The sequence below is a fragment of the Fluviispira sanaruensis genome (assembly GCF_004295685.1).
GTDB classification, from domain to species: Bacteria; Bdellovibrionota_B; Oligoflexia; order Silvanigrellales; family Silvanigrellaceae; genus Silvanigrella; species Silvanigrella sanaruensis.
Genome location: NZ_AP019368.1, coordinates 875,791 through 899,726, shown reverse-complemented (window position 1 = coordinate 899,726; position 23,936 = coordinate 875,791). Strand labels below are relative to the sequence as shown.

The following is a 23,936-nucleotide window of genomic DNA, read 5'->3' as shown; positions in this document are numbered from 1 at the left end:
TTTCATATTCACAGAATAATTGTTGTTCTCATTTTATGTTATTCTTAAGAGTGAATGCATTTTTTATTCACAGTGCACATCCTTCCCTAGAGACAAAAAGAATTTGACACAAAAAGTCAAACTTGCAGCTAAAGTTTTTAAAAATGCAGCTAAACTCAAAGCAAACCACTGAAAAAAGGAGAGCGTCATGAGTGTGAATACAGTTAAAGGATCCGGAGTGATCACAAACCCCAATGCAGTTGCTGCTCCAGAAGCAGCCAAAGCTGAAAAAGCAGCGCCTAAAAGTTCTGCACAAGCAATCTATGCAAAGGTGAAAGATGCTCCAAGTGTTAAAGATGCAGCAAATGTGCAAATTTCCCCACGCGCTAAAGAATTGAGCATGGCTAAGAAAATTGCAGAAGATACTCCGGATGTTCGGGAAGATAAAGTAGCTCAATTCAAAGAGCAGATTAATAAAGGTGAGTACAAACCTGATTCAGGAAAAATTGCTGATGGAATTTTAAGGGAAGCTATTCGTGATGAAATAGCAAAAGATCCCAGCATAATTTTAGGATAATTTCACTCAAATTAATAAAGTGACATAAAAATGGAAGAACTATTATCTTTGATAGCTCAATTTAACGATATATTAAAAAAGCAAATATTAATATTTAGCGAAATTGTACCTATTTTAGATGAAGAAGAATCAGCTATCAGTAAATACGATTTAGCTGAATTAGAAAAAATTATAATAATAAAAGATCAAAACTCGAGAATTTCTCAATCGCTCGAAGAAAAACGTGTTATAACATTAAAAAAAATATGTTATATGATTGCTTTTGACAGTAGAGGTCACAATTTATCTCTGAATCTTTTTGCACAGGCATTTTCAACTTACACAAAAAATATTCAATCGCTTATCAGTCCAGAAACTTATGAGAAACTAAGAGATCTTGAAATACAATTTTTTAAAATTAAAGAAGAATTTGAAAATCAATTCGAAGTTATTTATCCAAGAATATATCGCAATCAGGTTGTTTTAAAAAAATTGCAGAGAAATGTATCTCTTTCATTGAGTCTGTTTCAATCAGAGGCTGAAGTTGGTATGAACTATGATTCATTAGGCAAAGCACAATCACTCAAACATCAAAGTAATAATTTCTCATCTGTGCGTGTGAAAGCATAATATGGTAGCAACACTAAACCACATCCTTAATTTAGGCAGTGAATCCTTACAAAACTCACGCACAGGAGTTGATGTAACAGGGCATAATATTTCCAATGCTCAAACTCCTGGATACAGTAGACAGCTTGTTAACCTAGAAACAAAATGGCCTATTGAATACGGACTCCACGTCTTTGGTGATGGTGCTCGAATCCAATCTATTCAACGCGCACATGATAAATTTATTGAAGGACAATTACGCAGAGAAGTACAAATTCAAAGTAAAACAGAAGTCCTCGCTGAAGGTTTAAAGAAAATTGAAAGTTTTTTTAACCCTGATTTGACCTCAACCGTTCGCGATCGCTTTGTGAGTTTTATGAGTTCAATCCGAGAACTTGCAAATTTCCCAGAAGAACCCTCTGTCAGAATCAATATGATTGAAAATGGAAAATCTCTTGCGCAAGCATTTAATGCCGCGCACGCAAATATTGTGCAGGTTCAAACTGATGCAAACGAAGAATTAAAACAAACGATTTCTGTGGTGAATCAAAAAATTGCTGAAGTTGCCAAGCTCAATGGCCAGATAAGAGAAATGGGCGCTGGTAACTTAACAGATGTAAATGACTTAGAGGATCGCCGAGATAAACTTATAAAAGAAATTGGCAGCATTGTTGATATCAACGCTTATCATGATAAAAATGATCAAATAACTGTCCGTGGCCCCGCTGAGTGTTTACTTGTTGAAGGAAATTTAGCTTCACGCTTTAAAATTGAAGATGTATATACACCAACCCATATGCCAGCTATTTTAATTTCTGAATTTGAAAAAGAACGATTCTTTGAAATGACAGATTATATTTCAAAAGGAAAAATGGGAGCTTTGCTAGATATTCGTGATCGCTATGCTCAACGCGTAAGAGACGACCTCAATGAACTTGCTAAAGGTTTTGCTGATAATTTTAACGAAGTCCATCGAAAAGGATTTGGCATAAATGATATGCATAATTTAAATGGGAGAGATTTTTTTGCTGGTTTGAGTGGCCCTGGAGAACCCGCTCAAGATCTCGAAGTGGATCTAGGTATAGTTTTTAATCCCAACGCAGTTGGAATTGCAATGTCGGCAGACACGCCTGGAGACAACGTTGTCGCAAATCAACTCATTAAGTTATTTTATGAACCGCTTTTTGATAACAATACTACAACAATTACAGGCATATATGACAAAATGATCAGTAAAATAGGTATTGCTGCTTTGCGCACAAAAGAAGAAGCTACGTCATCGCAAATTGTTTATGATCGACTCAAGTCGCAACGAGAAAGTGTTTCTGGTGTTTCCTTAGATGATGAAGCTGCCAATTTATTAAAGTACCAACATTTATTTACAGCTAGTTCACGAGTCATAACGACTGCAGATGAAATGTTTAAGACTGTGCTTGATCTAAAGAGGTAACAGATAATTTTTTGAGGAGGTGTTATGGCACTTCAACCTAGAATTTCAGAAATGTATCGGTATGGTGTGACAAATGACAGAATTGGGAATGTAAAAGCTATTGCCGATGATGTAAATGAAACAGCTGCATCTGGAAGAAAATTAAAAAGAATAAGCGATGATCCTGTTGGAACAATTCGTGTTTTAAGAAATAGAAGTAGAATTACAAATCTAGATCAATTTAGAAAAACTTTGGACTTTGGTAGAGGATATTTATCAAAAACGGAAGATGCTCTTTCTTCTATATACAATTCACTTATTCGTGCCAAAGAACTCGCCATTCAACAATCGAACAGCACTTACGATGATCCATCCCGTAAAGCAGTTGCTGCAGAAATAAAGCAAATATTAAATCATGTTATTATTTTAGGTAACACTTCTTATAGCGATAAATATGTTTTTGGAGGATTTCAAACAACTCAACCCCCAATTTCGCCAGATGGACATTATCTTGGAGATGATGGATTTATTTTTGTGCAAGTGGATGAGGATAGTTTTCGCCCTATCAATGTAAATGGGAGAGATGTCTTTGATGTACCTGCAGAACTTGAAGGAAAACGCCCCCCTTTAGTAAATATTTTGCAAAATATGTATGAATCCTTGTTCTATTGGGACAGAGAAAAACTCCACCAATCTATGGTCGACCTTGATAGTGTGATGAATTCAGTCATAACAACTACAGCCTCCTTAGGAGCTAGAAGAGTTGCTTTAGAAGATGTTGGAGAACGACTCGATCGAGGAGAGTCACAATTGCACAATGATACAAATAACATCGAAGGTGCTGATATGGTGAAATCGGCACTTGATTTAAAAAGAGTGGAAAGTGCAGTGAACTTTACTTTACAAGCTAGTTCAAAAATGCTCACACCATCGTTGCTTGAATTTTTAAAATAAATTTTTTAAAAAAATTATTCTTTATCTCATAAGCAAGATATTATAACTTTAATCTTCTGAGATAATTACATCTCCATTTTATGCGAGTAAAAAATGAAAATTATAATTTTATCGGGTAGCCATCGTGAAAAATCACAATCTGAAAAAGTGTCTAAATATTTACAGTCTGTTTTTATCAATCAACACAAAGTTTTACAGGTCGATATTATATCGCTTGCAAATAATCCCATACCTCTCTTAGATGATCAATATCTAAGTGGGAGTGATGAAAAATGGAAGGGAATTTGGCAACCGATTTCAAATAAGTTAACAGAGGCAGATGGGATTGTTATCGTAACACCTGAATGGCACGGAATGTCGCCTTCTGGAGTTAAAAATTTCCTATTACTTTGCTCAGCACATGAAATTGGTCACAAAGCGGGTTTGATAGTCTCCGTTTCTGCTGGTATGGGGGGAAGCTATCCCATAGCAGAACTGCGGATGAATACATCTAAGAATTCAAGAATATGCTATATTCCTGAACACCTGATCGTACGCGATTGTCAAAATGTCTTAAACAATTCGGAAGCAGAAAATCCAGCAGAAACTGTCTTAAGGAAAAGAATTGAGCACACAACAAAATTATTTTTAGCATATTCTGTAGCGTTAAAACATGTGCGAGAGAGTGGAGTGATAGATTTAAAAAACTATCCAAATGGTATGTAAAAATACATTTTTTTGACTGATAGGAATCAATATTCACTCCAGAATATTTCCATAAATTTATAATATCAATGGATTTATAAATTTATGGATGAAAACAATGAATAATAATCAAGAGCAGCTAAAAAAATTATTTAATATTCTCGGAGAGCTCAGACAAGAATTCAATCAACTTGATAAAGAAGCTGAAAATTTAAATGAAATTGCAATGAATGCTGCAGTTACTGCAGCACAAACTGGAAAGTCTATTAGGATCTATACCGAAATTTCAAACCAAATCGCATATTCTTCAAAAAAAATGAAAAACTTTATCGAAAAAAGTAGATTTGAAATTAATTCAATTTTTAATTTTACCTTAAAAGTTTTGTCATCTAACTCCCTTGATTATAAATTATCTAGTGCTATTAGCATTATAAAAAATAAATCGAATTTAAACTATTTACAGAAGAAATCTAAAGCCATTGAATTAAACTGGAAGAGTGATATTAAAAAAATCTCCAATCACATTTATCCTGCTAAAGCAATTTTAAAATGTATTTTACAGGTTCAATATAAGCTATTTGGAGCATATAATAGTTTAATTATTGAATCCATTCATTTAGATGGTAATCAAAAAACTGCAATATCAGCATTATCAGATAATTTAAATAACTCATTTGAAAATTGTATTTATTGTATCGAAAAATTATTTTTCATTTTAAAGAAAATATGTAGACTTATTAAATCACTTTAGTATGGCGGAGTAGCAATGCTAAGAACGGTATTACATGATGAAAATAATAGTAAGTGGATTATGTTTGGGCGAGATCCAGAAAAAAATAGTCATGTAATTGATACAAATGAGTATCTTGTGAGTTCTGGAAATGAGTCAATTTTACTTGATCCAGGTGGAATTGAAATCTTCCCATCTGTTTTAACTTCAGTATCTGAAACCGTAGATATAAAAAATATCAAAGCTTATTTATGCAGTCATCAAGATCCAGATATTATGTCATCCTTACCATTATGGCTAGGTATAACACCAGATGCAAAAATATATCTTTCTTGGTTGTGGTCAGGATTTATTTCACACTTTGGTTGTGAATATTTTAAAAACTTTGAACATTTAGCAGATGAGGGTGCTACTATTGAATTAGGTAGCAATAAATACGAATTTATACCTGCTCACTATTGCCATTCTTCAGGTAACTTTCACTTTTACGATCCTACTGCAAAAATTCTCTTTACCGGCGATATGGGAGCAGCTTTGGTACCAGTCAATTACCCAATTATTGTTGAGGATTTTAAAGAACATATAAAATATATGGAAAAATTTCATCAACGCTGGATGCCATCTAATAAAGCAAAAAATAAGTGGGTAAATCGCGTCCGCAAATTAAATCCAAAAATACTTTGTCCGCAACATGGCTCAGTATTTATGGGTGAAAATGTAAAAAATTTTTTAGATTGGATTGAGGGACTCGAAGTAGGAATTGCAAAATAAATGAGGTAAATAGAATGAATTATGAATTATTAAAAGCCAAAATGGATAAAATCTCAACAAGCTTTAGTGCTTCAGCAAACAATGTCAATGAATTATCTATTTCACTCGAAAAAATAGAAAAAATAATTTTTATGATAAGAGATATATCTACTAAAACTGATCTTTTATCATTAAATGCTTCCATTGAAGCAGTTCGTGCTGGGCAAACAGGTAAAGGCTTTGCGGTCGTAGCAGATGAAGTTGCAAGATTAGCTGAAAAAACTCAGGAGTCTATTTCGGATATTGAAAGTGCGGTTGATTCTTTTAAAGATGGATTTGAAGAGTTAAAGTCCTTTTTTAACAGCACCAAAGAAATCATTAAAGAAATATCTGAACAATCAAGTGCAAGTTGAGTTTGAAAAACATTCAAACCAAATAAGGATTTGGAATGGATTTTAAAGATGAATTGCTTCAAACTTATATAGAAGAATCAACTGATATAATTGAAAGAATACGAAAAAAACTTGAAAATTTTCAAGAATCATCAAATAAACAAGAAAGATTTCAAGATATATTAAGAGCTATTCATACTATTAAAGGTAATTCCGGTACACTCAATTTTTTTGAAATCAAATCAATCACCCATGAACTTGAAAGCAATCTCCTTGTTTATAAAACAAAAGAAGAGGAAATACCTAAAAAAATACTTGATAATATTTTTAAGTACACTGATTACCTAGAAAATGAAATAATAAATAATAATCTTGAAAAAAATAATGCAATAGTTAGCACTTCAAATGAAACTTTTCATATTTTTTCTCAAGAAGAAGTTCCCCATCTCAATATACAAGAAAATTTAAATACTGAGAAAAGTAATGATTTTTCTAAAGAGAAAATCGCAAAAGAAAAATTCGAAAATAAATCAACAAATTCATCAAATGAAATCATAAGAGTCACTGCTGAAAAAGTTCAACAAAATTTTGATATCATATCAGAAATATTTTTAATCAGAAATCAAATGAAATATCTTGTAGACTTACACTATTTGAAAAAAATTGAGAATGATTCCTTTTTTCAAAATTGGGATTTTTTAGATAACTCTCTACGCAAATGCATTGGCGAGCTTGAACAGATTGCTTTGTCAATGCGTATGATGCCGATTAAGTCACTGTTAAGGCGAATGGAAAAAGCAGTTAGAAGCTATTTAGATGAGCATAATGATAAAGATATTGTCGTACAAATCGATGGAGAAGATATCGAGATTGATAAGAAAATACTTGATTCCTTAGCTGAACCCCTTATTCACTTGACAAGAAATGCGATGGATCACGGTATTGAAACAATCTTAGAACGTAAATCCTTAGAAAAACCACCCAAAGCAATTATAAGGCTATCTGTACAAATTATCGCGAATGAAGCAATTATTAAAGTAAGCGATGATGGGAGAGGCATTGATGAACAAAAAGTCTTAAATTCTGCAATTAAAAAAGGGATGGATGTTAAAAACATCACTTCTAAAGAAGAAATTTTAAATTTAATTTTTTTACCTGGTTTCAGTACTGCAGAAAAGATCAGCGATATTTCAGGACGCGGTATTGGACTCGAAGCTGTCAAAAGCTATGTAGAAAGCCTTGGCGGCAATCTTTCCATAAAAACTGAAATAAATAAGGGAACTGATTTTATTTTAAGATTACCTCTCGGTATGTCCGTTGTTCCTGTCATCATAGCCAAAGCAAATGGTTATCAATTTGCCATATTAAATAATGATGTTTTTGAACTTAAAAATGTTTTGCCAAATGAAATTGTGAAAAATGGAAATGAAACCTATTATAAACGTGGAAATGATTTTATTAAATGCTTTAATATCGAAGATTATTTATATAAACACTTAAAAAAAGACAAAGAAATATTTAATTATAAAGAAAAAATTCCTTTATGCATTATAAGTTATGCAGGAAAAATTGCTGCAGTTCAAGTAGGAGAGTTTATCTCAAATGCAGAAATTGTGGTGAAAGAGTACCCTTCAATTTCTCCTGAACTTCCATATATTTCAGGTGTTTCAATTTTGGCCACTGGTGAATCAACATTTGTTATTTCACTGACTAAATTATGCGATAGAATTACAAAAAAGTCTTTTGGCAAAAATTTAGGTCAATGGTGTCAGCATGAATAATATCAATAAATTATTTTCAAATCAAAATACTTCCTTGACAAATTTGAAAATTCAAAGCGAAGTGGCAACAATCGAGTATTGCACACTCGTGAAATTAAGCATTAATAATATGCATTATGCTTTAGATATAAAACATGTGCATGAGATCGTCGACGCTATCGAAATTGCTCCATATCCAGAGAAAATTAAAAATCATTTAGGAATAATAAATATTAGAGGGAAAATACTTCCTGTGATAGAAATTGAAGAATGTAAAAATAAAAAGAAAAAAGATAAAGAAAAAATAGTAGCCATTGCATTTTCAAATAATAACTTATTTACTTTAAAATGTGACAAAGTTCAAAAGTATTTATATGAAAAAAATGCTTTAGTTCCAGGACAAATAATCAACTTAAATAATGTTCCAACCTATTTTTTAGACGAAGAGGAATTCAACACTCTAATGAGATCGTTAATATGAATGAAAAAAATATCAATGAAGATAAAAATATATTAATATTACCATTTTCAATCATAAATGAAAATCAAGAAATCAACTTTTGCTTAAATGTTCAAAAAATTTCCTCAGTAATAGAGCTTGACAAATTTACACAAATCCCAGGAGAAATTAAGCCTTTTAAATTTATTGTCGATATGAATTCTATACCAGTTCCTGTATTGGAAATTTTACATTTACAAGCTTCAAGTGAGCTCAAAAACTATGCGAATGAGATCCCAAAGCTTAAAAAACCTAGAAAAACAAAAAAGAGAATAATAATATGCAATATTTTAAATATTTATATCGGAATAATTGCCGATCAAACAAAGAAAATACAGATGCAAAAAAATGAAAATATCCTCCCTCCCCCACAAATTTGGGAACAAAGCAAAGACTTATTTGTAAGTGGACTTATTAAGGAAAAAGATTGCTATAGATATATTTTTGATATTGAAAAATATATTATCTCTTTCGGTTTTAATCCAGGAGAAGTGGCAAAAGATAAAATTACAGATTATAATTTCTCTGAGAAAAAAGCACTCATTGTAGAAGACTCTTCTGTCTATCAACTCCTTTTAAAAAAACTTATGGAAAAATATGAAATTGAAATTGATTTAGCAAAAAACGGAAAAGATGGCTTAGATTTACTTTTAAAAAATCAGAATAAATATGATTTAATTATTTCTGACATTGAAATGCCTTATATGAATGGGATTGATATGGTCAGAGAGTATAAGAGACAAAATAAAGAAAAATCGGCTCCAGTGATATTCCATACAACTATTTCAAATGCTAATCTAGAGCGAGATTTGCAGAACGAAAAACTTGGTATTTTTCTTGAAAAATTTGAAGAAAAGCATCTAATGGAAGCCATAATCAATATTTTTATCAGAAAATAATTATCATTTTTCTATGAATATGATAGTTTAAGAGTTTAGAGAATTTTTTAATGCGCTAAATAATGCCATTTCCAATGCCTATGTTGAAATTTTTGGAAAAATAACCCTTAAACTTTCTTATTCATAAATTTTTAATAAAGACAAAAACCCTGAAAAATAGATAATTTGTGCAACTGATATAACTCAACATATTAAAGAAAAAAAAAGAATCGAGGATGATTATTAGAGAAAAAACTACCTCATTTATATACTTGATAATAAAAATGAATTCAATCTTATTTTAAAAGATATATCAAATAAAAACTCAATCCTTCTCGATTGCGAAAACTCAGATCAGGGAAAACTCATTCTTCATGAATATAAAAATTGGTTCTCTAAATTTCATTTAACTCAAATTTCAACTTTAATTAATAATCTTGAATTAGAAATAATTGAAAAAAGAAATATAAAAATCCATGTTTAAAATAATTTTTTTCTTTATTTATCTTTATAATTTCAAATTAATTGATTAAATTTCTAGATACAAATTTTGAAATAATTGGAATTCGAAAAAAATGCAACAAATCTCATTTTAATAAAATACGCAAAAAAATACTTGATAAAAATTTATTTAAGCTGTATTTTTCAAAAAATTTATTTGGAGATTTTATGAGTAAGTATTATTTATATTTTATTTTGACTCTATTATTTTTCTATCCAGCATACTCTTATTCTAATGAATCAAATTATTCTGAAGAATTTTCAAACAACAACAAAAGCAGTATACGAATTGATCTTTTATTTGGGGCTGGTTATATGATGTGGGTTTGTAAAGACTCTGGTAAATCATGCTCATCTTCATTTACAATTACAAATGGAACCGTTGTTGATGTAGAAAAAAATGATATTTTTTATATTGGCATTCATTCTCTACCGCAAATTTGTGATTTTTATAGAGTCATAAAAAGCCATAGTTTATCTGTCATTTCTTATTGGGGAACAGTTTTTAAACCACATTTTACAATTTATGGCGATGACGTTATTCAGTTTTTAAATCGAGAAAAAACTTATAATCTTGTATCTGGATGTCCTAAATTTATGAGAAAATATTATGAAAAATAAAAATATTAAAATTACTTCTACCCGCAGAAAATTTTTATCTAATATCACAAAAGCAGCAGCTATTGGGACAAGTATAAATACAATTCCATTTTTTAAAATAAATATTGCAAATGCATTATCATTACCCAATTTTCCACAAAATATAAATGTATATCTTGAAAAATTTGAAAATTGGTCTGGTGAGTTAAAAGCAAAAGCTTTATGGACGTGTGCGCCAAAAAATAGCGACGAAATAATTACGATAATCAATTGGGCAAAAAAAAATAATTTTAAAGTGCGCCCGAAAGGAAAACAACACAATTGGTCTCCTCTCACTCTTGCAAACAATAGCGATCTAACAAGTAATATTATTTTAGTTGACACCAAACTTTACCTTAACAATGTAACTATCGACAAATTCCATTACCCATTCCATGTCACAGCCCAAACTGGAATCACGATGGAAGCGCTTGCTACACAACTTGAAGAATATGATCTCGGTTTCTCCTGTTTACCCGCTCCAGGCGAACTCACTCTAGGAGGAGTCTTAGCAATAAATGGCCATGGCAGCGCTGTATCGCTAGTGGATGAAGACAGTCATTCTTCGCACCACAACTATGGCTCACTCAGTAACCAGATAGATTCCTTAACAGCAATTGTTTGGGATGCAGCAAGTGATCAATATATTTTAAAAAAATTTCTAAGATCACACCCACAATGCCAAGCTTTTCTTGTCCATCTTGGCAGAGCTTTTATTACCGAGGTCACATTACGAGTTGAAAAAAATCAGAGAATTCGCTGCCAAAGTATTATTGGAATACCAGCTGCTGAAATTTTTGGTGATCCCCTGACTTCAAAATTTAATTTTTCACATTTTATAAATAAATCAGGTAGAGCTGAAATTATTTGGTATCCATTTACCGATAAGCCTTGGTTAAAAGTTTGGAGTATTACGAATGAGAAAAAGCCTGAATATTCTCGAGAAGTCAACAATCCTTACAATTATCCTTTTTCAGATAATATCAGCGAAAATATGTCGAAAATGATACAATCAATTGTTGCTGGACATACAGGCATTACACCTCAGTTTGGAAAATTGATGTATTATGTGACCGCCGCAGGATTAGAGTATTCGAATAGCTTTGATTTATGGGGCTGGTCTAAAAATTTACTTTTGTATATTAGACCTTCCACAATGAAAGTCACTGCAAATGGATATGTTGTCATAACCAAAAGAGAAAATATTCAAAAAGTATTAAATGATCTCTATAAGCAGTATAATTATCTTATTGACAAATACAGAGCTCAAAGTAAATATCCGATTAATGGTCCACTGGAAATTAGAGTAACAGGGTTAGACAATGCCAGGAACTTAACAGATACTTCTCCAATTTTATCTTCAATTCATAAAGTAGACTCACATCCTGATTGGAATGTTGGTATATGGATAAACGTTTTAACACTACCTGGCACACCCTTTGCCAATCATTTCTATACAGAATTAGAAGAATGGATCTATACAAATTATTGTGAACCTTATGCAACAGTCCGTGTCGAATGGTCAAAGGGTTGGGCTTATAATCAAAGTTCAGCTTGGGTTAATAAAAATATGATCCGAAATATAATATCTACATCTTTCAAAAACAAAGATGATGACAATTCGGATTGGGATCGAGCCGCATCTATTTTAAACGAAAATGATCCCCATAGAGTTTTCTCTTCACCCCTCATTGATTCTTTAAATATATAATCTTTTAAATAACAACATGCCGAACATGATCGCCTAAAAGAGAACTATAAAAATCTTCAACACAATTTCCATCAAAAGCAACGAGAGCTGCTTTTTTACCAATTTCAAGCGAGCCATATATTCTTTCCAATCCTAAGGCAAATGCAGCATTTATTGTTACGCCAGCAATAACTTCTGCTAACGAAAATCCGCATTGTGATAAAGCCAAATAACTCGAGAACCAGATATTGTTCATAGGAGAACTGCCAGGATTAAAATCCGATCCTATAGCGACTTTAATTCCAGACGCCCTAAAACGTTTTGCATCGACATAAGGTATTTTACTAAAGAAACTTGTTGTTGGTAAAGCAACAGCTCCTACTCCAAGTAAAGCAAGCCGGCCTAAATCTGACTCTGTTGAATATTGGCAGTGATCGACAGTCAAAACACGACCTCTTTGTCTTCTTTTACTCGCTGTTTGTTCAAGTCTGCGTGCTAGTTCTGCAGCTAATTCAGCACCCCCACTGCGAGAAAACTCATCTGAATGAATATGAACATCAAGCCCATGCTGAAGAGCTGCTCCTAACCAACGTTCGGATTGTTCCTTGGTAAAGTAGTTTCTTTCAAGAAAAATATCTGCAGCTAGTGGAAAAGATATTCCCTTTTTAACAGCCTCTTCACCGAGTGCTGCAATATTTGGTAAATCTTCTACCAGAGCTTGAATATAATTATCTAAACCTCTGTACTCTGGACTTGCAGCATGAGGCCCCAAATATGTCGGGCACAAGAGAGGTAATTCGTTTGCATCTTTGCCAGAATGAGCTTCATAAAGTGCTTCAAGCATTTTTCTTTCTTGCACTGGATTTAAACCATAACCTGTTTTTGCTTCTAATATGACAATTCCACGCGCAAGAGAGTCTATTGCATTTAATTTATAAAGTTCAGAGAGTTCTTGTGTTGTAACTTTCCGAGTGGCTTTCATCGTAGCAACTATGCCACCACCCTTTGCAGATATTTCTTCATAAGTCATTCCCTGCGATTTAAGCACTGTTTCATTCGCCCGGCTTCCAGCAAAAATAGGGTGACTGTGACAATCAATCAAACCAGGAATAATAACATATTTAGAAGAATCAACGACTTCAATTTCGCCTAAATTATCACTTTTATTTAAAAGATCTTCACCTATATCAGAAATAATTCCATCATTAATTAGCACATCACAATTCTTTATTACGGACAATCCCTTTTGAGATAGACTGTCATTTTCTAAAGAATCCCAATCTTTTAAAGTAACGACGCATGGAGAGTTTTTAAAAAGAATTTTTTTATGCTTTTTTGTCGACCAAATTTTTGCAGCCATAATTCACCTCAGTCCTTAAGGACACGTGGATAATAATGAGGAGAGTTTTCTTCAACTTTACCAGACATTTGCTCATATGCAATGTTTTGTGCAGTTTCATAACCCGCATCTGCATGGCGAAAAATACCCATAGCAGGATCAAAAGTTAAGACACGTTTTAAACGTTCAGAAGCCCCATCACTTCCATCTGCTACGATAACCATTCCCGCATGAAGAGAATAACCCATACCAACTCCTCCTCCGTGATGAAAACTCACCCAAGAAGCTCCGCTGGCAATATTCCCAAATGCATTTAAAAGAGCCCAATCCGCCACAGCATCACTTCCGTCTTTCATCCCCTCTGTTTCACGATAAGGAGATGCCACACTGCCGCAGTCAAGATGATCTCTGCCAATCACAATGGGACAACTTATTTCTCCATTTTTTACCATCTGATTCAAGAGTAACCCTGCTTTTAATCTATCACCATACCCTAACCACAAAATTCTGGCAGGCAATCCTTGAACAGAAATTCTTTCAGAGGCAACCTTGAGCCAGCGTTGGATTTCTTCATAATCTGAAAATAAATTAAGCAGTGCGGCATCTGCTTTTTTGAGATCACTTAACTCTCCACTCAGCATAGCGAAACGAAAGGGACCCTTGCCTTTACAAAAGAGCGGGCGAATGTATTCCGGAACAAACCCTCTGATTTGAAAAGCATTTTGAATTCCCGCTTTTTCTGCCATCGCTCTAATATTATTTCCATAATCAAAAGTTGGAATCCCTCGCCCCTTTAATTCCAACAAACAATTTACATGTTTCGCAATACTTGTGAGCACATCTTTTTCAACGAGTTTGGGGTTCGATTTTCTTAATTTTTCGACTTTTTCTAGAGAGTATCCTTGAGGTACATAGCCATAAATGGGATCATGTGCTGACGTTTGATCTGTTACAAGACTCGGTTTAAAATCTTTTCTCTCGAGTAATTTCGGTAAAATATCAACAACATTACCAATAATAGCAATACTTTTAGCTAAGCCTCTTTCTAAATGATTGTTGAGCGATGCCATTGCAGAATCAATATCGTCATATATTTCATCGAGATACCTAGATTTCAAACGCATTTCTGCGCGTTTTCTATCCACTTCTACCCCTAGAAAACAAGCTCCCGTTAAAACGGCAGCCAATGGCTGAGCCCCTCCCATGCCGCCAAGACCTGCAGAAAATATAAATTTACCTTTACTTTTACCCTGATAATGCTGATGAAAAGCTTCATTAAAAGTCTCAAAAGTTCCCTGCACAATCCCCTGTGAACCAATATATATCCAGCTTCCAGCAGTCATCTGTCCGTACATCATGAGACCTTTTTTCTCGAGCTCATCAAAGTGATCCCAATTTGCCCAATTTCCAACTAAATTACTGTTTGCAATCATGACCCTTGGAGCATTTTCCCAAGTCTTTATGCGCGCAACCGGACTGCCACTTTGAATCAATAAACTTTCATCATTATCTAACTCTTGCAATGCTTTTGTGATGTTATGGAAATCAGGAAGCGAGCGAGCCGCTTTACCACGCCCCCCATAAACCACAAGCTCTTCAGGGTTTTCTGCAACTTCTCTGTCTAAATTGTTGAGAAGCATACGTAAGGCTGCTTCTTGCAACCAACCTTTTGTATTGAGTGCAGCACCTCTAGGTGCAGGATTACCTGGAATGAAAGTTTTTGTTGTGAATAAACGTACATTATGGATAGACATAAATATCCTCGCTTTTTTTTAAAGAGGAGAAAGGAAAAAAATGATTTGGACGGGTCCAACAGCTTCTTATGATTCATCAACACAATACTTCATTCCAGAGCATCTGAAAAATGATTTCGGAAAAATTGATGCTGCATTACGTGGCTTTATGACTGAGCCACGTTTGGCAAAAATGGAAAAAGTAGCTGGGAAAAGAAGCAGAAAAGTATTAACAGTTTTTGAAAACACCCATCATGCTCACAATATAAGTGCAATATTAAGAACAATCGATGCATTTGGTTTCCTTGATCTTTTCTTTCTTTATTCAAATCAAGAAATGCGATTTCGCACTGCAGATACGATTGATAGGGGCGCAAGTCAGTGGCTCATGCCTAAAAGGCTTGTGTCTATTGAAAAATGCTCACATATTTTGAAACAAAATGGCTATAAAATCATACTTGTTTCCTTACCGGATTTTTCGCGAACAGCTCAACATTATAGCGAAAAAATTCCATCATTTTCAAGCAATCAGTTTGATAGCACTGCTTTTAAAGAATTCATGGGTGATAAAAAAATAGCCCTCATTTTTGGCAGTGAATTGCATGGTGTTTCTCCTGAGTGGCAAAATCATGCAGATGCTTATATCTCAGTTGAAATGTATGGATTCATGGAGTCCCTTAATGTTTCAGTCTGTGCTGGAATTATTTTACAAGCTTTGCGTGAATTTTTTGAAAAAAGTTCCGAAAACCATCTTTTATCTGATTTAGAGAGGAAATTAGTGATTGAGCATTGGATAGCTAAAACTTGCTCAAATGCTTATGAGTATATAACAAATCGCAAACCTGAGTTGTTACCTTGGTTCGAATATGTCCGCAGTGGCAATTTTTTTCAACCCATGATCTCACTAAATGATCTTACTCTCAAACCCGATAAGCCTTAAGTTTAATGACTCTTAGAATTCTATAAGAAGGTTTTCTGAATGGATGATGCTAAGCTCAATATACTTGTAGTTGAAGATGATGAGTATATTAGTAAAGTTATAAACAAAGAATTCAGTGTGCTTAATTATGAAACACATATATTATCAACTTTAGCAGAGGCTCGAAATTATATAACTGATAACGCTAAATTAATTGACCTTTTTCTATTGGATTTAAAATTACCCGATGGTGATGGGTTTACTTTACTGAACTTTATTAAAGAAAAAAATCAGGAAGCACCTATTATAATTATGACTGGGCATCTCAGTAATAAAATTGTCAATCGAGCTATTCGGCAAGGTTGTTACAATTTTTTAGAAAAACCATTTTCGGTACAAAAAGATATATTACCTATAGTTAGAAGATCTTTATCATCAGTTCTACTAAAAAAAGAAAATCATTATCTTAGTGAACAAATGTTACACACTTCTAAACTCACAGCCTTGGGAGAATTGTCCGCAACTGTTGTTCATGATATCAGAGGTCCTCTTGGAATAATACAACTTACGTGTGAAGATTTAAAAGATGATTTCGACGAAAAAAACTCATTAACCAAAGAAGAACTCAACGATCATATATATCAAATAAATAAAGCTTGTGGTAAAATAAAAAAACTTGTTGATCATCTAAGAAACTATTCAAGAAATGATCATTCAGAAAAAGAAGAATATATTGAAATTAATTCATTAATAGAAAATAGTTTATTTATGGTAAAGCAAAAACTAAGGAATTTAGGGATAAATGTTATCAATGATCTAGATAATCATCCTCATAAAATTGTAATTAAATGCTTTCCAAATAAATTTGAACAAGTCTTAATGAATCTAATGAGCAATGCTTGTGATGCAATGAAAGATCAAGCTAAAAAAGATCTCTCTATCAAAGTATTTATTAATCAAGGTTATTTATATATATCAATCAGTGATACAGGAACAGGTATTCCAGAGGATATTAAAATAAAAATTTTCGATAGCTTCTTCACGACAAAACCTAAAGGCGAAGGCACAGGTTTGGGTTTGAGTATTGTTAAAAATATTGTAGTGGAACATGGGGGCGAATTGCTCTTGGAGTCTGAACTTGGAGTTGGTTCCATTTTTACAATTAAGCTCCCCACATCAAAAATACTCAGAGGAGAAAATGATAGTAGTGATCCTTCTCCTTCAAAAGCTGCTTGAGACAAAAAATGAATTTAAATAGTTATATATTTGCTGATGAAGAACATATAAAAAGAGAAAAAGCTAAGGTCAAAGGCGCTAAGAAAAGCCGCTGGTGGCAACAAAAATGTGCTCCTGGTCTATGTGCATATTGTGGAAAAAAATTTCCTTTCAAAGAATTGACAATGGATCACATTGTTCCATTAGCACGCGGTGGCACAACAACTCCTGGAAATGTTGTCCCCGCTTGTCGAGAATGCAACAAAAACAAAGGAGTTGACACTCCAGTTGATCTCATCCTTAAAAAATTATGATAGAATAAGAAAAATACTCTATTTTTGCGGGTTAAATTCTTATGGCATCAACTGTTATTGAATTATCTCCAGATATGACATTTTTGGTTGTTGATGACACCCCTGCCTCCCGTGAAACTATTGTTAAAACATTAAAAACTTTAGGTTTCAAGAATGTCACAGAAGGGACAAGCGAAGGCGAAGCACTCAAACTTTTACAAGAAAAAGAATATGGTTTTGTTATTTGTGAAAAAGATATGCGCCAACTTGGCGGATATGAATTTCTTATGGAAATGCACGAAAATTTAGAAATTAAAAGAGTTCCCTTTATGATCGTTGGCACAGAACAGTCAAAAGAAGATCGTCTCCGCTTTCCTGAAGCAAATCCTGATGGATTTTTAAAAATGCCTTTCGTCATGAAAGACCTTTCAACACAAATTTCTCAAACACTTATGCGCTACCGTGAAGGAGAAAATATTGAAGTTGATTATGAAATAGCGCGCGATCTTTATATGAATGGAGAATACGAACAGGCCCTGGGTTGGTATAAAAATATTTCAATGAAAAATTTAACCTCAGCTCGAGCATTTGTCGGAATTTCACGATGCAATAGAGCTTTAGGTAACAATGATGACGCTGTTAAAAACCTCAAATTTGCCATGCAAAATAATAAAAATCATGTACAAGCTTATATAGAATATGGAATCTGTTTACTTGCGACAGATCAAAAACAAGCAGCCTTAAAAGCCTTTGAACAAGCCATAAATATAAACCCTAAAAATCCAATGCGTTATGAAGAATCAGCAAATATATTAACACGCTGTGAACTGTATGAAGAAGCTGAAAATTTTTTAATGCGCGCAGTTAATATGAAAATCGTCTATCCTAAACTCTATGCACAAGTCGGAAGAAATTTCCTATCGCAAAAAAAGAAAGACAAAGCACTTGATTTTTTACAAAGGGCAAATGAGCAAGATCCAAATAACCCGAGTTTCTTAAATAGTATCGGTATTTGCTATAAAGAAATGGGGAAATTCGAAGAATCAGTTAATTATTATAATCTCGCATTAAAAATCACACCCAATGACGTCAAAATTATGTTTAATAAAGTTTTATGCCTTATTACAATGAAAGAATATGAAAGAGCTAAAAAAGTCTGTCAAAGTATATTAAAAATTGACCCTAAGTTTGAACGTGTTCAACAAAAAATAACTGAAATCGATAAATTAGCTGCCGAATCAACTGTTGAAATTAAATACAGAGGGGTTATTCCAAAATAATTATGAATAATCAAGCAAACTTTCCTTTTTTAGATGAAGAAGTCATTAATAACATGAAAGAACTTGGTAACGGGGATGAAGCCTATGCTGATCGTCTTTTAATTGTTCAGCTCATGTCTGTTTACTTAGAAAATTTACCAGAACGCGTAGCTGAATTAACTGAAGCTATGAAAAAAAAAGATGCTCCTGTCATCGAACGCTCAGCTCATACATTAAAATCGAGTTCACGTTTGATTGGCTTAGCGGCTTTAGCAGAAGATTGCCAAGTTCTTGAAGATATGGGGTTTGATAAAAAGCTCGAGAATGCACAGCCTTTATATGAAAAGATTGTTGCTGCTACAAAAAAAGCTGTGGATGTTCTAAAAAATAAAATAATAGAAATTGAAAAAACTTAAGAGGAGTTTGTTGTGAGTGGCAAAAGCGTCTTAATCGTCGATGATGCAGTCGAAACGCGACTCTTTTTAAAAGGAATTATAAAATCACTCGGATATACACCTATCGATGCTAAAAGTGGAATCGACGCTTTAAAAATACTGGGAGATCAAAAAATTGATCTCGTCATTCTTGACGTTCTCATGCCAAATTTTGATGGGTACCAAACCCTAGAATTTATTAATCAATTGAAAAAGACGCAAAGCATTAAAGTGATATTTTTCAGTGGTAAAAAAGGTGAACTCGACCAAACAAAAATCGATGAACTCAAACCAGATGATTTTATCCACAAAACCGTTGATATCCAAGTATTAAAAACAAAAATCAAAAAACTTGTAGTTGGAGGCGAAGGACAAATTCCCCCATTAACACCACCTCAAGCTTCTCCTGCGCAAGCACCCATACCAGCAAAACACGCAGCAGCTCCAATCGCGCAGCCCCCCAAAGCAGTAGTAAATACTCCTGGCCCAGCAAAACCAGTTGCGGTTCAACCTGCAACAGCGGCAGCCAAAGCAACACCAACTGCAGCAACGAAGCCAGCACAACCTGCTGCCCCTGCCGCTGCAAAACTGGATCTCAGCGCAACGATTACGAATATGCCAATCGTTCTTGATATAAAAATAACTCAATTGACTTCTTCTGGAATTGTATTTCACTCAAAATTCCAATTCAAAGAGGGAGCACAGCTTTCAATCAATTGTCCACAGGCTTCCGCCACCCTAAAAAAACCTGGAGAGTTGCTAACTAAAGTTCAAAAATGCATTCAAGAAGGTGAAAATTATATTGTCAATACAGGCTTTGCGTAAAATTAAATCTCAGTCTAGCTAAATACAGTTTTTATTAAAAATGCAATCCAAAATCCAAAAAAGACATCAGCAACTATATCACATTTTAAAAAATTTTTAATTAAAGAGTTACTCAACATTTTATCTCTCAATTAAGCTATTCCATCATTTGCTTCCTAAGTTCTTCCAGTAAGTCATCAAACGTTATTGATAAAATCATGGATTGCGAAGAAAATGCCACTATCGCATTCAAATTTGCATCTGCTTTACTTGCTACTTTTATTCGTTGAAAAAAGCTTTCATTCACATTTTGCGCCGTGTCATAAAATTTTGAGAAATTATTTAATTCCCAATCTGCAACACCATTATTTTTTGCTATAAAAAATTGTTTTAATAGATAGGATGAAATGGCTCTAAATGATGTTTCCTCGATGGAAGCAAAGGGCAAATGATAAAATGCTAGACCCTTAAATTGTTTTAAAATAGGACAACTGCTAGTGGCCATCACAAGACCAACCAAAGCTTTTAGCCCTGTTTGTGCATCACATTCTTTAAAATAAAATCTATGTTGTGATTCGACAGAAACTTTAACTATATCAGTAGACAATACATCGCGGAACTCAGTCATCATCTGTTGCACGTCGATAGCTGCTGGACATTTTTTAATGCTTTGAGAACTGAGAGGACAAACAGAGCATTTATTAAAATCAAGATCCGTCCAATCAACATTTTCAAGAGAATTTTGCGATTTATCCCCTTCTATCCGATTTAAATCGACTACATACTCGATTTCCTTGCCATGCATAAAAATGAATTTATAGATTATTTTATCCAAAATCGACCTCCAACAAATCTCACGACTGTATCTCATCGAATAAGGACTAAAAAACATCAATATTTTTAAATTCTTCTGTGTCAAAATTATAACAGTGCTTAAAAAAAACACGCTTATGGAACACACGAACCGATACAAAGCACATAAATATTGAACGCTTAAAAGGATTCAATAGAAATGTTTGCTAATATTAATCGAGTTTTAAATAAACTCGAAGATAAAACCAAATACATTATAATCTTATTCACATCTACAGCCGCTATTGCTTGTGGCTTATTTTTAAATTTGAGTTTTTTAAATAATCAATCAGAAATGATTATTTCATCTATTTTTTTTAGTAGTCTCATTGTAATCATAACCATAGTCACCTTTCTAAATTTGAAATATAATTTTTCCAAGAAGTCATTTAGTATTACAAACATTCTCTCAGTTACATTTGTTGTAATCGCTATTTCATTAATTTATGTAATAAAGATATCGAATATAATACAAAATGAAAATTCCATAATTACTAACTTATTGCATATATTTATTTGGTATTCAATTGCCTTTAATTCATCTATTATTTTTCTAAAAAGAAGGACCATTGAAGAAAAGCTAGAACAAGATAGAACAGCAATATCGAAAGAAAAACACTCTCTATTCATCATAACATCACTTTTAATTTCACAATTATTCATTAACAATGTAAATACATCTCTCTGCATTGCAATTTTTTTACCTATTATTATATTACTTAACGAATTACAAAATTTAGCTCAATCTAAAACAAATAATTCACACATCATAATTATTTTATTTACTTGTTATATTGGAGCATGTTTTCAACTTGGACAAATTTTAAACCCAAGTATTAAATCTAATAATATTTCAGGAGAAATAACATTATTTATTTGCTACTTCGTTTTGAGCTTAAGAAACTATAGCCATTTATCATGTGAATTTAAAAATATTCAAAAGATTTCCATCGGTCTTGCCAGAAAAATGGGTGAGCTGAGCATGATGCACATAGAAGCGCAAAAAGCTCAAATTGCAAAAGAAAACTTTCTAGCTACTATGAGTCATGAAATCAGAACTCCGGTGAATGGAATTATTGGCCATGCAGAATTACTGAGCAACTCTGATATAACAGACGAACAACAACGATTACTTGGTATGATCACGATTAGTAGCAAAAACCTCATGAAATTAATCGACGAAGTGCTTGACCTTCCAAACTTAATCTCAGGAAATATTGTTCTGAGTAAAGAAGAAATAGACATTTCAAACCTTGTTGAAAGCGTCATAGATGTCGTCAGCCCGAAAAGTTTTGAAAAAGGGCTTGATCTTACCTACTTTATTGAACCGACAGTACCTCAATCTATCATTGGCGATCAAAAGAGGATAGGACAAATACTTTTAAATTTTAGCAATAATGCTCTTAAATTTACGGATTCTGGAGAAGTATTTATTGGCGTTACTTTGATCGATAATATCAACGAAGATGAAGTTGAATTACTTTTTGAAGTAAAAGATACGGGAGTTGGAATACCTGCAACTAAAATTAAAAAATTATTTAAAGCCTATTCTCAGACGGATGCTTCTATATCGAGAAAATATGGCGGTACTGGATTAGGCTTGGCCATTTCTGCACAATTGATTGAACTTATGGGTGGTAAAATTTGGGCTGAAAGTATTGTTGGAAAAGGCACTCGCTTTGTTTTTACCCTTAAATGCAAAGTAGGAAAAAATTTACCGCAAATGAATTTTAACATTGATTTTTTACATGGAGTTAAATGCCTTGCGATCTCTGAAAATCCAACAATGCGTTATATTTTAATGCGCCGCTTTAGACAATGGAAAATGCTCGCAAAAATCGTGAGAACCTTTGAAGAAGCACAACATCTCAGTGGGATCGAAGAATTTCAAATTTTGATTGTTGACATTGTGAATGAAAGCAAAAAAGCAAGTATGTTTTTAAAGGGCAATCAAATTAATCCTACTGGAAAAATACCTTCTATTGCACTTATTAATTTAGGTAAATATTCAGCACCTAATCTTCATCTCATTGCAAATAAAACTATCACAAAACCATTAAAAACCGATTATCTTGCGAGATCAATGAAGTCAATTCTAGAAAAAAAACCTCAAGTTAAAGTCGAAGAAACAATAAAAATCATAAATGATATGCAACAAAATACTCATGTTAAAAATTTATTAATGACAACTTCTAATCCTCTTAAAATATTAGTAGCTGAAGACAACCCTGTAAATCAAAAGTTGATTATGAGTATATTGAAAAAATTAGGACACAATGCCACTCTTGCAGAAAATGGCGCCCTAGCTGTTGAAGCCGAAAAACAAGCTCATTACGATCTCATTTTGATGGACTTACAAATGCCTGTTATGGATGGCCTTGATGCAACAAGAAATATTATTATCAATGCTAAAGGAAAAGAAAGACCTATTATTTTGGCTTTAACTGCCAACGCCATGCCTGGAGATAAAGAAAGATGCCTAGAAGCAGGTATGGATGATTATTTAACAAAACCAATTCAAATCAAAGCACTCGTAGAAAAAATTGAAAAATGGGTGCCGCAAAAGGAGCAAACAGATTTTGCTCAATCTCAAGTTAAACAAGAGGGTACTAAAATGCCTGTACAAGCACAAATTATATTAAACGACGTTGAAAAAGTTACATATAAAATACTAGTTGCAGAAGATAATCTTGTTAACCAAAAACTTATTATGAGTATTTTAAAAAAGATGGGACATAATGTCACGCTTGTAGAAAATGGTGCGCTTGCTGTTGAGGCTGCTCTGAAGGAAAATTTTGATATTATCATTATGGATTTGCAAATGCCTGTTATGGATGGGCTTGAAGCATCGAGGCAAATAAAAGCAAATGATACTATTCAACCAAAACCAATAATTCTTGCTCTCACTGCGAATGCTATGAGCGGTGATAAAGAAAGATGTCTAAGTGCGGGCATGGATGATTATTTAACTAAACCTATTCAAATCAAAATCTTAGAAGAAGCATTAAAAAAATGGGGAAACAAAAAAGCTGCTTGAT

23 protein-coding genes are annotated in these 23,936 nt (G+C 33.2%); 20 read left to right on the top strand and 3 right to left on the bottom strand.

Annotated features, from left to right (window positions below):
• The first annotated feature begins 187 nt into the window (after positions 1-187).
• From flgM to EZS29_RS03860, 13 genes are all read left to right on the top strand, one after another.
• On the top strand, positions 188-556 hold the full coding sequence (flgM, locus tag EZS29_RS03920; RefSeq protein ID WP_130606778.1) for a flagellar biosynthesis anti-sigma factor FlgM: 369 nt from the start codon (positions 188-190) through the stop codon (positions 554-556).
• A 30-nt stretch (positions 557-586) separates the two neighbouring features.
• Positions 587-1,165 carry a hypothetical protein gene (locus EZS29_RS03915; RefSeq protein ID WP_130606776.1) on the top strand — a complete coding sequence of 193 codons (579 nt, stop codon included), beginning with the start codon at positions 587-589 and terminating at the stop codon, positions 1,163-1,165.
• Between the two features lies 1 nt (position 1,166).
• Complete coding sequence (gene flgK, locus EZS29_RS03910; RefSeq protein WP_130606774.1) at positions 1,167-2,594, top strand: flagellar hook-associated protein FlgK; 1,428 nt, start codon at positions 1,167-1,169, stop codon at positions 2,592-2,594.
• 24 nt (positions 2,595-2,618) lie between these two features.
• Positions 2,619-3,527, top strand: coding sequence for a flagellar hook-associated protein FlgL (gene flgL / locus EZS29_RS03905; protein WP_130606772.1), 909 nt, complete (start codon positions 2,619-2,621; stop codon positions 3,525-3,527).
• Positions 3,528-3,620: 93 nt separating this feature from the next.
• Positions 3,621-4,232: an NADPH-dependent FMN reductase gene (locus tag EZS29_RS03900; RefSeq protein WP_130606770.1), complete on the top strand. Its 612-nt coding sequence runs from the start codon at positions 3,621-3,623 to the stop codon at positions 4,230-4,232.
• A gap of 97 nt (positions 4,233-4,329) precedes the next feature.
• A complete protein-coding gene (locus EZS29_RS03895; protein ID WP_130606768.1) occupies positions 4,330-4,962 on the top strand; it encodes a hypothetical protein in 633 nt (210 codons plus the stop codon).
• A gap of 15 nt (positions 4,963-4,977) precedes the next feature.
• Positions 4,978-5,712, top strand: a complete 735-nt coding sequence (locus EZS29_RS03890) for an oxygen-binding di-iron domain-containing protein (RefSeq protein ID WP_130606766.1) — start codon at positions 4,978-4,980, stop codon at positions 5,710-5,712.
• A gap of 14 nt (positions 5,713-5,726) precedes the next feature.
• Positions 5,727-6,104: a methyl-accepting chemotaxis protein gene (locus EZS29_RS03885; protein WP_130606764.1), complete on the top strand. Its 378-nt coding sequence runs from the start codon at positions 5,727-5,729 to the stop codon at positions 6,102-6,104.
• 35 nt (positions 6,105-6,139) lie between these two features.
• The gene (locus EZS29_RS03880) at positions 6,140-7,864 is read left to right on the top strand and encodes a chemotaxis protein CheA (protein WP_130606762.1); all 1,725 of its coding nucleotides are present in this window, start codon (positions 6,140-6,142) and stop codon (positions 7,862-7,864) included.
• Positions 7,857-8,324 carry a chemotaxis protein CheW gene (locus EZS29_RS03875; protein WP_130606760.1) on the top strand — a complete coding sequence of 156 codons (468 nt, stop codon included), beginning with the start codon at positions 7,857-7,859 and terminating at the stop codon, positions 8,322-8,324. The genes EZS29_RS03880 and EZS29_RS03875 overlap by 8 nt, the downstream gene beginning before the upstream one ends.
• The gene (locus EZS29_RS03870) at positions 8,321-9,241 is read left to right on the top strand and encodes a response regulator (RefSeq protein WP_130606758.1); all 921 of its coding nucleotides are present in this window, start codon (positions 8,321-8,323) and stop codon (positions 9,239-9,241) included. The genes EZS29_RS03875 and EZS29_RS03870 overlap by 4 nt, the downstream gene beginning before the upstream one ends.
• A 648-nt stretch (positions 9,242-9,889) precedes the next feature.
• A complete protein-coding gene (locus EZS29_RS03865) occupies positions 9,890-10,342 on the top strand; it encodes a hypothetical protein (RefSeq protein WP_130606756.1) in 453 nt (150 codons plus the stop codon).
• On the top strand, positions 10,332-12,071 hold the full coding sequence (locus EZS29_RS03860; protein ID WP_130606754.1) for a cholesterol oxidase substrate-binding domain-containing protein: 1,740 nt from the start codon (positions 10,332-10,334) through the stop codon (positions 12,069-12,071). The genes EZS29_RS03865 and EZS29_RS03860 overlap by 11 nt, the downstream gene beginning before the upstream one ends.
• Before the next feature lie 4 nt (positions 12,072-12,075).
• Here the strand turns inward: EZS29_RS03860 and EZS29_RS03855 are convergent, their stop codons facing one another.
• On the bottom strand, positions 12,076-13,410 hold the full coding sequence (locus tag EZS29_RS03855; protein ID WP_130606751.1) for an amidohydrolase family protein: 1,335 nt from the start codon (positions 13,408-13,410) through the stop codon (positions 12,076-12,078).
• Between the two features lie 8 nt (positions 13,411-13,418).
• On the bottom strand, positions 13,419-15,143 hold the full coding sequence (hutU, locus tag EZS29_RS03850; protein ID WP_130606749.1) for a urocanate hydratase: 1,725 nt from the start codon (positions 15,141-15,143) through the stop codon (positions 13,419-13,421).
• A 40-nt stretch (positions 15,144-15,183) separates the two neighbouring features.
• Here hutU and EZS29_RS03845 point away from each other — a divergent pair, with 40 nt between their 5' ends.
• From EZS29_RS03845 to EZS29_RS03820, 6 genes are read left to right on the top strand one after another with little or no spacing between them, the layout of a single operon-like run.
• Entirely contained in the window at positions 15,184-16,062 is an 879-nt protein-coding gene (locus EZS29_RS03845; RefSeq protein ID WP_130606747.1) for a TrmH family RNA methyltransferase, read from the top strand.
• A gap of 39 nt (positions 16,063-16,101) precedes the next feature.
• Positions 16,102-17,277 (top strand): hybrid sensor histidine kinase/response regulator, encoded by a 1,176-nt coding sequence (locus tag EZS29_RS03840; protein WP_130606745.1) that lies wholly within the window; start codon positions 16,102-16,104, stop codon positions 17,275-17,277.
• Between the two features lie 8 nt (positions 17,278-17,285).
• Positions 17,286-17,570: an HNH endonuclease gene (locus EZS29_RS03835; protein ID WP_130606743.1), complete on the top strand. Its 285-nt coding sequence runs from the start codon at positions 17,286-17,288 to the stop codon at positions 17,568-17,570.
• Between the two features lie 41 nt (positions 17,571-17,611).
• Positions 17,612-18,829, top strand: coding sequence for a tetratricopeptide repeat protein (locus EZS29_RS03830; protein ID WP_130606741.1), 1,218 nt, complete (start codon positions 17,612-17,614; stop codon positions 18,827-18,829).
• A 2-nt stretch (positions 18,830-18,831) separates the two neighbouring features.
• The gene (locus EZS29_RS03825) at positions 18,832-19,224 is read left to right on the top strand and encodes an Hpt domain-containing protein (protein ID WP_130606739.1); all 393 of its coding nucleotides are present in this window, start codon (positions 18,832-18,834) and stop codon (positions 19,222-19,224) included.
• 12 nt (positions 19,225-19,236) lie between these two features.
• Positions 19,237-20,067, top strand: a complete 831-nt coding sequence (locus tag EZS29_RS03820; RefSeq protein WP_130606737.1) for a response regulator — start codon at positions 19,237-19,239, stop codon at positions 20,065-20,067.
• Between the two features lie 136 nt (positions 20,068-20,203).
• Here EZS29_RS03820 and EZS29_RS03815 read toward each other — a convergent pair whose 3' ends face one another.
• On the bottom strand, positions 20,204-20,881 hold the full coding sequence (locus tag EZS29_RS03815; protein ID WP_130606735.1) for a DUF6901 family protein: 678 nt from the start codon (positions 20,879-20,881) through the stop codon (positions 20,204-20,206).
• Between the two features lie 177 nt (positions 20,882-21,058).
• Here EZS29_RS03815 and EZS29_RS03810 point away from each other — a divergent pair, with 177 nt between their 5' ends.
• A complete protein-coding gene (locus tag EZS29_RS03810; RefSeq protein WP_130606733.1) occupies positions 21,059-23,935 on the top strand; it encodes a response regulator in 2,877 nt (958 codons plus the stop codon).
• The last annotated feature ends 1 nt before the right edge of the window (position 23,936 follow it).

Coding starts and splice junctions, on each gene's coding strand:
- flgM (WP_130606778.1), top strand. CDS start 188: ATGAGTGTGAATACAGTTAAAGGATCCGGAGTGATCACAAACCCCAAT.
- EZS29_RS03915 (WP_130606776.1), top strand. CDS start 587: ATGGAAGAACTATTATCTTTGATAGCTCAATTTAACGATATATTAAAA.
- flgK (WP_130606774.1), top strand. CDS start 1,167: ATGGTAGCAACACTAAACCACATCCTTAATTTAGGCAGTGAATCCTTA.
- flgL (WP_130606772.1), top strand. CDS start 2,619: ATGGCACTTCAACCTAGAATTTCAGAAATGTATCGGTATGGTGTGACA.
- EZS29_RS03900 (WP_130606770.1), top strand. CDS start 3,621: ATGAAAATTATAATTTTATCGGGTAGCCATCGTGAAAAATCACAATCT.
- EZS29_RS03895 (WP_130606768.1), top strand. CDS start 4,330: ATGAATAATAATCAAGAGCAGCTAAAAAAATTATTTAATATTCTCGGA.
- EZS29_RS03890 (WP_130606766.1), top strand. CDS start 4,978: ATGCTAAGAACGGTATTACATGATGAAAATAATAGTAAGTGGATTATG.
- EZS29_RS03885 (WP_130606764.1), top strand. CDS start 5,727: ATGAATTATGAATTATTAAAAGCCAAAATGGATAAAATCTCAACAAGC.
- EZS29_RS03880 (WP_130606762.1), top strand. CDS start 6,140: ATGGATTTTAAAGATGAATTGCTTCAAACTTATATAGAAGAATCAACT.
- EZS29_RS03875 (WP_130606760.1), top strand. CDS start 7,857: ATGAATAATATCAATAAATTATTTTCAAATCAAAATACTTCCTTGACA.
- EZS29_RS03870 (WP_130606758.1), top strand. CDS start 8,321: ATGAATGAAAAAAATATCAATGAAGATAAAAATATATTAATATTACCA.
- EZS29_RS03865 (WP_130606756.1), top strand. CDS start 9,890: ATGAGTAAGTATTATTTATATTTTATTTTGACTCTATTATTTTTCTAT.
- EZS29_RS03860 (WP_130606754.1), top strand. CDS start 10,332: ATGAAAAATAAAAATATTAAAATTACTTCTACCCGCAGAAAATTTTTA.
- EZS29_RS03855 (WP_130606751.1), bottom strand. CDS start 13,410: ATGGCTGCAAAAATTTGGTCGACAAAAAAGCATAAAAAAATTCTTTTT.
- hutU (WP_130606749.1), bottom strand. CDS start 15,143: ATGTCTATCCATAATGTACGTTTATTCACAACAAAAACTTTCATTCCA.
- EZS29_RS03845 (WP_130606747.1), top strand. CDS start 15,184: ATGATTTGGACGGGTCCAACAGCTTCTTATGATTCATCAACACAATAC.
- EZS29_RS03840 (WP_130606745.1), top strand. CDS start 16,102: ATGGATGATGCTAAGCTCAATATACTTGTAGTTGAAGATGATGAGTAT.
- EZS29_RS03835 (WP_130606743.1), top strand. CDS start 17,286: ATGAATTTAAATAGTTATATATTTGCTGATGAAGAACATATAAAAAGA.
- EZS29_RS03830 (WP_130606741.1), top strand. CDS start 17,612: ATGGCATCAACTGTTATTGAATTATCTCCAGATATGACATTTTTGGTT.
- EZS29_RS03825 (WP_130606739.1), top strand. CDS start 18,832: ATGAATAATCAAGCAAACTTTCCTTTTTTAGATGAAGAAGTCATTAAT.
- EZS29_RS03810 (WP_130606733.1), top strand. CDS start 21,059: ATGTTTGCTAATATTAATCGAGTTTTAAATAAACTCGAAGATAAAACC.